This window comes from Caulobacter sp. HMWF025 (assembly GCF_003060965.1).
Taxonomy (GTDB): Bacteria; Pseudomonadota; Alphaproteobacteria; order Caulobacterales; family Caulobacteraceae; genus Caulobacter.
In genome coordinates this window covers 1-11309 of record NZ_QAII01000054.1, presented here as the reverse complement: position 1 = coordinate 11309, position 11309 = coordinate 1, and the positions used below count along the sequence as shown (strand labels likewise).

13 protein-coding genes and 1 pseudogene are annotated in these 11309 nt (G+C 66.8%); 6 read left to right on the top strand and 8 right to left on the bottom strand.

The features are described 5' to 3' along the window. From DBR10_RS20465 to DBR10_RS07470, 3 genes and pseudogenes are all read right to left on the bottom strand, one after another. Positions 1–76, bottom strand: a pseudogene (locus DBR10_RS20465) (hypothetical protein); the annotation flags it as partial. Positions 77–381: 305 nt separating this feature from the next. Then, positions 382–681, bottom strand: a complete 300-nt coding sequence (locus DBR10_RS07475; protein WP_108504046.1) for a hypothetical protein — start codon at positions 679–681, stop codon at positions 382–384. Positions 682–890: 209 nt separating this feature from the next. Further along, positions 891–1919 (bottom strand): 2'-deoxycytidine 5'-triphosphate deaminase, encoded by a 1029-nt coding sequence (locus DBR10_RS07470; RefSeq protein ID WP_108504047.1) that lies wholly within the window; start codon positions 1917–1919, stop codon positions 891–893. A 158-nt stretch (positions 1920–2077) separates the two neighbouring features. On the opposite strand from DBR10_RS07470, the gene metZ reads away from it, so the two are divergent. From metZ to DBR10_RS07455, 3 genes are all read left to right on the top strand, one after another. Then, positions 2078–3262, top strand: a complete 1185-nt coding sequence (gene metZ / locus DBR10_RS07465; protein WP_108556240.1) for an O-succinylhomoserine sulfhydrylase — start codon at positions 2078–2080, stop codon at positions 3260–3262. Continuing rightward, on the top strand, positions 3243–3707 hold the full coding sequence (gene apaG, locus DBR10_RS07460) for a Co2+/Mg2+ efflux protein ApaG (RefSeq protein WP_108504351.1): 465 nt from the start codon (positions 3243–3245) through the stop codon (positions 3705–3707). The genes metZ and apaG overlap by 20 nt, the downstream gene beginning before the upstream one ends. Positions 3708–3887: 180 nt before the next feature. Beyond that, a complete protein-coding gene (locus DBR10_RS07455) occupies positions 3888–4388 on the top strand; it encodes a hypothetical protein (protein ID WP_108504350.1) in 501 nt (166 codons plus the stop codon). 18 nt (positions 4389–4406) lie between these two features. Here DBR10_RS07455 and DBR10_RS07450 read toward each other — a convergent pair whose 3' ends face one another. Then, positions 4407–5312, bottom strand: coding sequence for an Hsp33 family molecular chaperone (locus DBR10_RS07450; RefSeq protein ID WP_108504349.1), 906 nt, complete (start codon positions 5310–5312; stop codon positions 4407–4409). Positions 5313–5483: 171 nt separating this feature from the next. On the opposite strand from DBR10_RS07450, the gene DBR10_RS07445 reads away from it, so the two are divergent. Next, positions 5484–5861: a VOC family protein gene (locus tag DBR10_RS07445; protein ID WP_108504348.1), complete on the top strand. Its 378-nt coding sequence runs from the start codon at positions 5484–5486 to the stop codon at positions 5859–5861. A 48-nt stretch (positions 5862–5909) separates the two neighbouring features. On the opposite strand, the gene DBR10_RS07440 is transcribed toward DBR10_RS07445, so the two are convergent. From DBR10_RS07440 to DBR10_RS07425, 4 genes are all read right to left on the bottom strand, one after another. Next, positions 5910–6149 carry a DUF2164 domain-containing protein gene (locus DBR10_RS07440; protein ID WP_108504347.1) on the bottom strand — a complete coding sequence of 80 codons (240 nt, stop codon included), beginning with the start codon at positions 6147–6149 and terminating at the stop codon, positions 5910–5912. A 5-nt stretch (positions 6150–6154) separates the two neighbouring features. After that, positions 6155–7090: an ornithine carbamoyltransferase gene (gene argF, locus DBR10_RS07435; protein ID WP_108504346.1), complete on the bottom strand. Its 936-nt coding sequence runs from the start codon at positions 7088–7090 to the stop codon at positions 6155–6157. A gap of 114 nt (positions 7091–7204) precedes the next feature. Beyond that, complete coding sequence (locus DBR10_RS07430) at positions 7205–8425, bottom strand: aspartate aminotransferase family protein (RefSeq protein ID WP_108504345.1); 1221 nt, start codon at positions 8423–8425, stop codon at positions 7205–7207. 152 nt (positions 8426–8577) lie between these two features. Beyond that, positions 8578–9399 (bottom strand): ABC transporter permease, encoded by an 822-nt coding sequence (locus tag DBR10_RS07425; protein WP_108504344.1) that lies wholly within the window; start codon positions 9397–9399, stop codon positions 8578–8580. 238 nt (positions 9400–9637) lie between these two features. On the opposite strand from DBR10_RS07425, the gene gcrA reads away from it, so the two are divergent. Both gcrA and xseA read left to right on the top strand, forming a co-directional pair. Continuing rightward, a complete protein-coding gene (gcrA, locus tag DBR10_RS07420) occupies positions 9638–10171 on the top strand; it encodes a cell cycle sigma 70 cofactor GcrA (protein WP_108556239.1) in 534 nt (177 codons plus the stop codon). A gap of 75 nt (positions 10172–10246) precedes the next feature. Then, a partial coding sequence (xseA, locus tag DBR10_RS07415) for an exodeoxyribonuclease VII large subunit (RefSeq protein WP_108556238.1) occupies positions 10247–11309 on the top strand: 1063 nt, incomplete at its 3' end.

The following is an 11309-nucleotide window of genomic DNA, read 5'->3' as shown; positions in this document are numbered from 1 at the left end:
CGCCCGTCCCGCCCCAGAACCAGGCGAACTTGTGGGCCTCGCGGGCGGCCTCGTCGATGTTGCGCCAGTAGACGACACACACCCAGAAGAAGACCACCATCCCCACCAGGCTTGCGGCAAAGACCAGACCCGGCGGAAGGCTCAGTCCGGTTTTGGCCAGAAGCGCGCCACCGGCTCCGACGGAAGCCCCAAAAAGGCCGGCACCGACCACAAGACGCTGGGCGAGGGCCTGACGCTTGGCTTGGCTGCTGGATTGTTCGTGCATGACAAGCACCCCTATCGAAAAGACAAGTGTATTTGTCATCCATCGGCAGGACGTGTCAAGCGTCCTTATCATTTTGTCTTGCGACATGGACTAAATGTAAGGCCTGCCTCGCTTTTTCAGGCGGCGTGGATGTGGCCGAAGGCGTCACGCGCATCGCCGCCGAGTATGCCGCGCCAGTGAACGGCTTCGACGGTCGGGCGCTGCAAGGCCCAGCCCAGCACGCCCCTCCGGGGACAGGTGCGGATTTCCCAGCCATAGCGCGAGAAGCGGTCGCTGAAATCGGCCCAGCGGATCACGCGGCCCTCGGCATCCTGTCGCCAGACCGCCTTGTCACAGCCCGGTATGCGACCGCAGCGGTCCCAGGCCTGAACACGGGCGGCCAGGATGGCGAACGGATCAGGACTGGACTTGGCCAAGGGCGTCTCTCCTGCGGGCGGACCGTCAGGATGCCGTTGCCTGCACGACAGCCCGCCGCGCACCTGACTACCACTTGCGGGGCCAACGAAAAGAGCCACCAGATGTAGTGTGACGCCGTGTCGCGCGACAGCGGATGCGACATCAGGTGCCCCCGACTCACGCTTTACGGGCCGCCCGAATCCCGCACCCGCAGCCGGAGATCAGGCTATCAGGACCAGGCCCGGAAGTGCTTGGAGAGCTTCAGGCCCTGGCGCTGATAGTGCGACCCGCCCTCCCCGTACAGCCGGCTGGGGCGTTCGGTGAGCGGCTCATAGACCAGACGCGCAACGGTCTGGCCGTCTTCCAGCAAGAAAGGCGTCTCGTGGCTGCGTACCTCGAGCACGCCCTTGGAGCCGACCGCGCCGGCCTCTTCGGTGCCGAAGCCAGGATCGAAAAAGCCGGCATAGTGGACGCGGAACTCGCCGACCGAAGGATCGATCGGGGTCATTTCGGCCGCTTCCAGCACCGGGATCTCGATGTCGTCCTTCGAGGCCAGGATGTAGAACTCGCCAGGATCCAGCAACAGCTCGCCGTGCCGGGTTTCCAGCGGCTCCCAGAAGTCGCGGGGATCGTGGCCGTCTTCGTGGTCGAGATCCACGACCCCGGCATGGCGCCGTCCGCGGAAGCCGACGATCCCGCCCATGCCGGCCGACAGGTCCACCCCGACACTGCGGATCGACAGCTTGGCCGGCTCGCCGCGCTTGAGCCGCAGCTGGTTGAGGCGGGTCCCCGACCGCACCAGGACCGAGAAGGTCTGGGGTGCGATCTCCATATAGAGCGGCCCCTCATAGCCGGCCTCAACATCATCAAAGGCACGGCTGTAGTTGGTCAGCAGACGAACGAAAACGTCCACCCGGCCGGTCGAGCTCTTGGGATTGCCGCGCGCCGCGACATTGGTCGGCAGGGCCAGGCTCTCCTGCAGCTCGGCGATATAGACGCAGCCCTTCTCGAGCACCGCCCCGCGGGTCAGGTCGAGCTCGTGCATCGCCACGTCCTTCAGACGCTCGGTGACGCGCCGGCCCAGCCCGGGCAGGAACGAGGCCCGCACCCGCCAGGCCCGCGCCCCCAGGCGAAGGTCGAGGCTGGCCGGCTGGACCTGGTCACGGTCGAACGGGGTCTGCGAGGTGATCGCCTCGCGGGCGATGAGCTCTTCAATGGTCTGGCAGGGCAGAATCCCTGCGGTGTGGGCGTCGGTCATCGGCGCGACAGTCGCTAAAGCTCGCCTGGAAGGCAAGGCTGGAGCGCGTGCGGCTCGCCTGAAGCAATTCTGATGTTGAAATCAGCCAACTGCGCCTTGACCCTGCACGCCGCTAAACCCCTTATGCCGGCCTTTTCGCGCCGAAGAAGGAAGACCCCGTGGCCGAGGACCCGAAAGACTGGGACATCGCGACCAAGCTGATCCGCGGGGGGCTGGCCCGGTCGCCGTATATGGAGACCGCCGAGGCCCTCTACCTGACCCAGGGCTTCACCTATGACAGCGCCGAAGGGGCCGACCGCCGCTTTTCGGGCGAGGATCCGGGCTTCGTCTATTCGCGCTTCAACAATCCGACCGTGAAGATGTTCGAAGACCGTCTGGCGCTGCTGGAAGGGGCCGAGGTCTGCCGGGCCCAGGCCACGGGCATGGCGGCGATCCACGCCTCGCTGATGGGTCTGGTGAAGGCCGGCGACCACGTCGTGGCCGGCCGGGCGCTGTTCGGCTCGTGCCGCTGGCTGATCGCTGAGTGGTTGCCGCGCTTCGGGGTCGAGACCACCTTCGTCGACGCCACCGATCCCAAGGCCTGGGAAGCGGCGCTCCGCCCCAACACCAAGGCCGTGCTGATCGAGACGCCGTCCAACCCGGTGCTCGAAATCACCGACATCCGCGCCGTCAGCGAGATGGCGCACGCGGTCGGGGCCAAGGTCATTGTCGACAACGTCTTCGCCACCCCGATCTTCCAGCAGCCGCTGACCCTCGGGGCCGATATCGTGGTCTATTCGGCCACCAAGCACATCGACGGCCAGGGCCGGGTGCTGGGCGGGGCCATCCTGACCAGCGAGGCGATCAACGAAGAATTCTACCGCGACATGCTGCGCCACACCGGCCCGTCGCTGTCGCCGTTCAATGCCTGGGTCCTGGTCAAGGGTCTGGAGACCCTGGATCTGCGCGTGCGCCGCCAGAACGACACCGCCTTCGCCCTCGCCAATGTGATGGCCGAGCACAAGAAGACCAAGTCCGTGCTCTACCCCTTCCGTCACGACCATCCGGGGCACAACGTCGCCAAGTCGCAGATGAGCGGCGGCGGCACGGTCGTGGCCCTCGACCTCGGCAGCCGGGAAGCGGCGTTCAAGTTCCTGAACGCGCTCGAGATCGTCGACATCTCCAACAACCTGGGCGACGCCAAGTCGATGGCGACCCACCCGCCGACCACCACGCACCGCTCGGTGCCGGAAGAGATGCGGCCGTCGCTGGGCGTGGTCGAAGGCGGCGTACGCCTTTCGGTCGGCCTCGAAAGCCTTGAAGACCTGACGCGAGATGTGATCCGTGCGCTCGACCAGGCGTGAATCCTCCCCGCCGCTGCAGCGGATCCGGCGCCGGCGTGGTGCCGACAGTGGCGCGTACGAGGCTCGCACGCGCGACATCGTTGTGCGGGTGGCTCCGACCTACCTGCCGGAGGACTCTGCGCCGGAAGAAGGCCTGTACCTGTGGTCCTACACCGTCGAGATCGAGAACCACGGGGTGGAGACCGTCCATCTCGTGGCCCGGCGCTGGACGATTACCGACGCCTTCAACCGCAGCAATGACGTCGAAGGCTCGGGCGTGGTCGGCGAGCAGCCCGAACTGAAGGCCCGCGAGGCCTTCCGTTATGTGTCCAATTGCCCCCTGCCCACGTCATCCGGCGAAATGCGCGGCAGCTATCAGATGATGACCGAAGCCGGCGAAGTCTTCGACGCCGAGATCCCGGCCTTCTCGCTGCACCTGCCGGGCGCCGCGCGGCGATACAACTGACGTCACCGCAACCTCAGCGGCGACTTTTGATCTTGACTCCGCCAACGGTAGAGCAAACGCTCCGGTTACGTCCTTTCAGTGCCCTCGTTCAGGTGCGGCAGGAGGCCGGGCAAGGCCGTCGCACGGCCTGACCGGCGGCTGCGCCTCCCGCCGCGTCAAACCGTCTCTTCAGGAGCTGCCATGTCGAAGATGACATTCCGCCGCCTTGCGACCCTCCTGATCGCTTCGGCGGCCCTGAGCGGACCGGCCCTGGCCCAGACCGTTTCGGGCCAGCCCCTGATCAAGCGGGACCCGCACTTTGCGCAGTCCGCCGGGGGCTACGGCACACAGCGGGCCAACCTGTCGCAAGAGGTCGATCCCGGCTCGCATATCGCCTTCGGTTTTGGTCGCCTTGAAGAGCAGACCCAGGCCACACGGCGGCTGGTCTCGGATGTCGCGCCGCGGTTCAAGGCCGCTGTGAGCGAAGAGCTTGGCAATCCCGAGGGCGCAAAGTTCAGGGACCTGCGCCTTGGCCTCTACGGCTCGGCCCTGGTGATCTGCGGCACCGTCCACGCCGACAACGGCAACGGCGCTGTCGAGCCCCGTCGCTTCATCGCGCGGTCAAGCATCGCCACCCTGGAGACGGCTGAAAATCACGCCGCCTTCGAAACCGGCCTGCGCCGGACCGGCTGCGACTCCTGACGGACCGCCCCCGTCGCGTCAGACCGCGTCCGGCGCGACGGCATAGACCCGCGAGCAGTACTCGCAGGTGACGTGGATCTTGCCGTCCGGCTCGACCATGTCGGCCTTCTCTTCCGGTGAGAATGAGGCCAGCACGGCCCCGATCCGCTCGTCCGAGCAACGGCAGAAGGCCTTCAGGGGTTTCTCTTCCAGCAGGCGCACACCGTCCTCGTGATAGAGGCGGTACAGCAGGGTCGGCGTGCTGACGGTCGGATCGATCAGTTCGTCCTCGCCGGTCGTCTCGAAGAAGGCCTGGGCATGACGCCAGGCTTCCTGGGTTTCGCCCCGCGTTTCGTCGCCGGCGATGGCCTGGATCAGGATGCCGCCAGCCCGCCAGGTCGGCCCCTGACCCGTATCGACCTGGCCGACGGCCAGGCGCACCCGGGTCGGGGTCTGTTCCGACTGGTCGAAATACTGCTCGGCGCACAGGGCCAGGGTCTCGCCCTCAATGGCGGTCACGCCCTGGTAGCGGTCGGTATCGGGGCCCTGGTCGAGGGTCATGATGAAGACACCGCCCCCCAGCAGGGTCTTGGCCCCGGGCCGCGCAAAGCCTTCACTGACCCTGGCCACCTCTTCGGCGTCGAAACGGCAGTAGCCGCGCAGGCCGCCGCTGGTGTCGTAGTCGACGACCACATAGCGCACCGGCCCGTCACCCTGGGCCTGGACGATCAGCCGCCCCTCGAACTTGAGGCTGGAGCCGACCAGCGCCGCCAGGGCGCAGGCCTCGCCAAGCAGGTTGGCGACCGGCTCGGGATAGTCGTGATGGCTGAGCACCTCGTGCACGGCCTCGCCCAGCCGAACGACGCGGCCACGCACCGGCAGCCCTTCGATCTGGAAGGCGGAAACGACGTCGTCGAGGGCGGGAATAGCGGAGATATCGGTCATGGGGCGGTTAGATAGGCGGTTCGGCGAAAAATGCGAGGGGGCCAAACCGGGTAGACACCTCTGAGTCACCGGATCGCCTGCCGGAACCGGCAGTGCTAGGCTGCTCGCAACCAGCGGCAACGCTGCGGACACCGTCCGTCAAAGCCGGCCGCAAGTGGAGGAAAGACCAGAATGTTTTCCCATATCATGATCGGCACGAACGACCTTGATCGCGCCCGGGGATTCTATGACGCCCTGCTGGCCACGCTCGGCGTGCCGCCGTCCATGACCAATGGCGAGCGCATTTTCTACATGACCCCGACCGGCGTTTTCTCGGTATCCAAGCCGATCAACGGCGAGGCGGCGACCTTTGCGAACGGCGGAACGGTCGGCTTTGCCTGCAGCTCGCCCGAACAGGCCGATGCCTGGCATGCGGCGGGTCTCGCCCACGGCGGCACCAGCTGTGAAGATCCGCCGGGCGTGCGCGAGGGCGGCATGGGCAAGCTCTATCTGGCCTATCTGCGCGACCCCGACGGCAACAAGCTCTGCGCCCTGCACCGTATGGGCTAGGCCTGCAACGAAAGGGGCATCGGCCGCGACGGCCGGTGCCCCGCCGGTTCAGTCCTTGAACGGCTTCTCGATCTCATAGACCGCGTCTTCCAGTTTTTCGCGGAACAGGGTCTGGGCGTCCTGAACGCCCTGATTGTAGTAGTAGGGCCCCATCTCTTCGGAAATGAAGTCGAGCAGGAAGCCGGCCTGAAGCGGGCTGGCCTCGCAGTCGAGTTCACGGTCGAGATACCGGGTCAGCTTGCCCAGCAGGGCATCGCGCTTCTGCTTGTTGAACGCGATCTTCGACATGGACCCTAGCCGATCGCCCCGAAGGCCCAGGCCAGCACCGACTTCTGGGCGTGGATGCGGTTTTCCGCCTCGTCCCAGGCCAGGGAGCGCGGACCGTCGAGCACCGCATCGGTGACCTCTTCGCCCCGGTGGGCCGGCAGGCAGTGCAGGAACACACCGTCCGGGGCCGACAGGTCCATCAGGGCCTCGTCGACCTGATAGGGCTCCAGCGCGGCCAGACGCTCGTCATGGTCGGTATCGCCCATCGACACCCAGGTATCGGCCACCACCACATCGGCACCGCGCACGGCCTCCTTGGGGTCGTCGGTCATGGTCACCTGACCCTGCAGGTCGGCGGCGCGGGCCAGATCGACCAGGTCGGGGTGATAGACGGCCGGACAGGCGATCTTCAGCTTGAAGCCCAGCAGCGGCGCGGCATGGATGAAGCTGGAGCAGACATTGTTGCCGTCGCCAACCCAAGCGATGGTCTTGCCGCCGACATCGCCCCGATGCTCCTCGATGGTCAGAAGATCGGCCATGATCTGGCAGGGATGGCTCTTGTCGGTCAGGCCATTGATCACCGGCACGGTCGAGACCTGGGCGAAGCGCTCGACGTCGGCGTGACTGTTGGCCCGGATCATCACCGCGTCGACCATGCGCGACAGGACGCGGGCCGTGTCCTCGATCGTCTCGCCCCGCCCCAGCTGCATGTCGTTGGAAGTCGAGATGATCCCCGATCCACCCAGCTGACGGATGGCCGCATCGAACGAAAAGCGCGTGCGGGTCGAGTTCTTCTGGAAGATCATCGCCAGCACGCGGCCGTCGGCCGGCGCGTCGGCATCGACCTTGCCCTGGCCCCAGCCCTTGCGGGCGGTCTTGCGGGCCTTGGCATCCTCCAGCAGCAGCCGCAGCATTGCGCCGTCCAGCTTCCAGAGGTCGATGAAATGCCGGGCTTGGGTCATGGCAGTCCCCCTCCCGCTCTCCCCGGCAACAGCCGGGGCCCGGATACATCCGGGAAAGAGACGGGCTTGATCTGGGTCCCGGCGCATGCCGGGAAGTGCGGTTAGGAGTGGGGTTTAGGCGGCGGCCAGCTTGCTGCGCGCGACTTCACAGGCCTTTTCAAGCTTGCCGATCGCTTCGCTGGCTTCCTCGAGGGTCAGGTTCAGCGGCGGCAGCAGGCGGACGCAGTTGTCACCGCCACCGGCCACCAGCAGCTTTTCGTCGCGGGCCAGGACCATGAACTCGCGATTGTTGGACACCAGCTTGATGCCGATCAGGAAACCCTTGCCGCGGATGTCGACGATCACGTCCGGGAAGCGATCCTTCAGGCCGTTCAGCTGCTGGACGAAATAGCCGGCGACCGACTTCACGTTGTCGAGGATCTCGGGCGTGTTGATCGTGTCGAAGGCGGCCTTGCCGACGGCCATGGCCAGCGGGTTACCGCCGAAGGTGGAACCGTGGACGCCGACGGTCATGCCCTTGGCCGCCTCGGTGGTGGCCAGGCACGCGCCGACCGGGAAGCCGCCGCCCAGGGCCTTGGCCACGGCCATGATGTGCGGCTCGCCACCGGGAGCCCATTCATAGGCAAACAGCTTGCCGGTCCGGCCCATGCCGCACTGCACTTCGTCATAGATCAGCAAGACGCCGTGTTCGTCGCAGAGCGAGCGCAGGCTGACCAGGCAGTGCTCGGGAATGGCGCGGGCACCGCCCTCGCCCTGCACGGGCTCGACGATGATCGCCGCGGTGGTCGGCAGGGCAATGGCGGCCTTGAGGGCGTCGTGGTCGCCGAACTTCAGCTGGCTGTAGCCCGGCAGGCGCGGACCGAAGCCCTCGACATAGCTCGGATTGCCCGAGGCATTGACCGCCGCATAGGACCGGCCGTGGAACGAGCCGTCGAAGCCGAAGATCTCGGTCCGCTCGGGCTGGCCGTTGGCCGTGTGGTACTTGCGCGCCGTCTTCAGGGCGCACTCGATGGCCTCGGTGCCCGAGTTGGTGAAGAACACCACGTCGGCGAAGCTATGGGCGCACAGCTTGTCGGCCAGTTCTTCCTGCTCGGGGATCCGGAAGATGTTGGAGACGTGCCAGAGCTTCTCGCCCTGGGTCTTCAGCGCCTCGACCAGGGCCGGATGGGCATGGCCGAGGCCATCCGTCGCGATGCCACCGACGCAATCCAGATATTCCTCACCGTCCGTCGAGAACAGGCGCGCGCCTCGGCCCCGGTCGAACGCAAGCGGGGCGCGATTGTAGACGCCCATGATGTGTTGTTGCGAAGACTGTGACGACGTCGGGCTGGTCAAGACCGCCTCCCAGAAAGGAAAGAAGCCCCCGCACTGTTCGCACGGGGACCGGAAGGCCGCAGGTTGTCGCCGGGGAACAGCGCTCTGTCAATGAAGCGTCCGGGGCAAGTTCCGGGAAATTGCCGCCCCTGTTGCTTCCGGGTGACCACCCCTCAGGTCTTCAGGCGATAACCCGTGCGGAACAGCTGCCAGCACCACAGGAAGAGCCCGATTGTCAGTACCGCGGTGGCCACAACGCCGATCGCCAGCGAACCGTCAGCATGGCCGATGAAGCCGTACCGGAACCCGTCGATCAGATAGAAAAACGGGTTGTAGTGGCTGGCCGTGCGGAACGGCTCGGGCAGGCGGTCGACCAGATAGAAGGTGCCCGACAGGAAGGTCATCGGCATGATCAGGAAGTTGGTCACGGCCGCCAGCTGGTCGAACTTCTCGGCCCACAACCCGGCCAGGATTCCGGCCAGACCCAGGATCAGCGAGGCTCCGATCCCGAAATAGAAGATCGACCACAGGTGGGCGACGCCCAGTCCCGCACCAGGCAGCACACCGATGACGATGGCCGTCACCGCCCCGACCACCACGCCCCGGGTCGCTGCGCCGAGGGCGAAGGCCGAGACCTGCTCCAGCGGCGACAGCGGCGGGGTCAGGAAATCGGGGGTCAGGCCCATCATCTTGGCCTGGATCAGCGACGACGAGGAGTTGGCGAAGGCGTTGTTCAGAATGGCCATCATGATCAGGCCAGGGGCCACGAAATGCCCGAAGCTGACGCCATCCACGGTCTGCCGGGCCGGACCGACGGCCACCACGAAGACCAGCATGTACAGCAGGGTCGTCACGACGGGGGCCGCCACGGTCTGGGTGCCGACCTTCCAGAAGCGCCGGATCTCGCGCTGGTAGAGGGTGAAGAAGCCGCTCCAGTTCCAGCCGTGATAGTCGCGCGGCTGCGGCGGAATGACGCTGTCTGCCATGTCAGTCATGAGCCCGAATTCCCTGCATGCCTTGGCCATGTGCGCCTTGAGCCCTCCCGGCGCAAGGCTGACGGTGACCGAATCAACATCTAGTTTCTGTGGACAGACCACCGGGCGCCCATTGTGTGATTTAACGTTTTCTTTACGATATGTTGTAGGACGACCGCCGGCGGGGCGGTCAGAACACCAGATGTAGGGTCCACTGGCTTGGGGAAGCCACGGACCCGGACAATGGCGGGAGATGGGTATGAGCTGGACCGACGAACGGGTCTCGACCTTGAAGAAGCTCTGGCTGGACGGGCTTTCGGCCAGTCAGATCGCCAAGCAACTCGGTGGAGTCACGCGCAATGCCGTGATCGGCAAGGTGCACCGCCTGGGCCTTTCGGGCCGCGCCGCACCCTCGCAACCGGCCCGTCCGGCCTTCAAGGCGCCGCGCCCGGCGCGTCCGGCCGCCCAGACCATGCCCTCGGCCCCACGCCGCGTAGTGGCCGAGCCGGCTCCGGTCTCGGCCCCCAGCCCGGTCGCCACCCAGCAGCAGCCCCCCTCGCTCCCCGCCTTCCGGGCCGAAGAGCCGGGCTCGGCCACGGTGCTGACCCTGGGCGCTCACATGTGCAAGTGGCCGATCGGTGATCCCTCGTCGGACGGCTTCACCTTCTGCGGCCGTCGCTCGTCGGAAGGCCCCTACTGCGGCGAGCACGCCCGGGTGGCCTATCAGCCGCAACAGTCCAAGAAGAAGGCCGGCCCCACCGAACTGGCCCGCTCGCTGCGCCGCTACATCTAGGCTCGGGCGGCCCTACAAGAACAAGTCTCTCATGCGGCCCTCCCCGTTCGTCGGGGAGGGCCTTATGCTGTGCGGATGACCGACGTCACCGCTCCTGATTCCAACGCGCCCGCCTATTCTGTCTCGGAACTGGCCTTTGCGCTGAAGCGCACGCTGGAGACCAGCTATTCGCACGTGCGGCTGCGGGGCGAACTCTCCAAGGTCACCCACCACTCCAACGGCCACGTCTATCTGACGATCAAGGACGACAAGTCGGCCATCGACGGCGTGGTCTGGAAAGGCGCGGTGCGCGGCCTTGGCGTGCGGCCCGAGCACGGCCTGGAAGTGATCGTCACCGGCAAGATCACCACCTATCCGGCCGGCTCGCGCTACCAGATCGTCATCGAGAGCATGGAAGCGGCCGGGGTCGGGGCGCTGCTCGCGCAACTCGAGCGGCTGAAGGCCAGGCTCCACGCCGAGGGCCTGTTCGACGCAGCGCGCAAACGCCCGCTGCCGACCATGCCGGCCGTGGTCGGCGTCATCACCAGCCCGACCGGAGCGGTGATCCGTGACATCCTGCACCGCATCCGCGACCGCTGGCCCTGCCATGTCCTGGTCTGGCCGGTGGTGGTCCAGGGCGACCAGGCCGCCGCCCAGGTGGCCGGGGCCATTCGCGGCTTCAACGCCATCACGCCGGGTGGAGCCACGCCGCGCCCCGACATCATCATCGTCGCCCGGGGCGGCGGCTCGGTGGAAGATCTCTGGGCCTTCAATGACGAGACCCTGGCCCGAACCGTGGCGGCCAGCGAGATCCCGCTGATCTCGGCCGTCGGTCACGAGACCGACACCACCCTGATCGACTTCGTCTCCGACCGCCGCGCGCCCACCCCCACCGCTGCCGCCGAGATCGCCACACCGGTGCTGGGCGAACTGCGGGCCCTGGTCTCCGACTATGACCGCCGCCTCAATCGCAGCGGCGCGCGGCTGATCGAGGACCGCCGCACCCGCCTGGTCAGCGCCGCCCGCGGCCTGCCCCGCCCGGCCGACCTGCTGGCCCTGGCCCAGCAGCGCTTCGACATCGCCGCCGGACGGCTGGACGCGGCGCTCGGCCGCAACACCGCCGTCCACGCCCAGGCCCTGCTGCGGGTCACGGCCAGAC

Bases quoted from the DNA above. Each gene is read 5' to 3' on its own strand.
- gcrA (WP_108556239.1), top strand. From the start codon at position 9,638: ATGAGCTGGACCGACGAACGGGTCTCGACCTTGAAGAAGCTCTGGCTG.
- DBR10_RS07445 (WP_108504348.1), top strand. From the start codon at position 5,484: ATGTTTTCCCATATCATGATCGGCACGAACGACCTTGATCGCGCCCGG.
- DBR10_RS07470 (WP_108504047.1), bottom strand. From the start codon at position 1,919: ATGACCGACGCCCACACCGCAGGGATTCTGCCCTGCCAGACCATTGAA.
- DBR10_RS07455 (WP_108504350.1), top strand. From the start codon at position 3,888: ATGTCGAAGATGACATTCCGCCGCCTTGCGACCCTCCTGATCGCTTCG.
- argF (WP_108504346.1), bottom strand. From the start codon at position 7,090: ATGACCCAAGCCCGGCATTTCATCGACCTCTGGAAGCTGGACGGCGCA.
- DBR10_RS07425 (WP_108504344.1), bottom strand. From the start codon at position 9,399: ATGACTGACATGGCAGACAGCGTCATTCCGCCGCAGCCGCGCGACTAT.
- DBR10_RS07440 (WP_108504347.1), bottom strand. From the start codon at position 6,149: ATGTCGAAGATCGCGTTCAACAAGCAGAAGCGCGATGCCCTGCTGGGC.
- DBR10_RS07450 (WP_108504349.1), bottom strand. From the start codon at position 5,312: ATGACCGATATCTCCGCTATTCCCGCCCTCGACGACGTCGTTTCCGCC.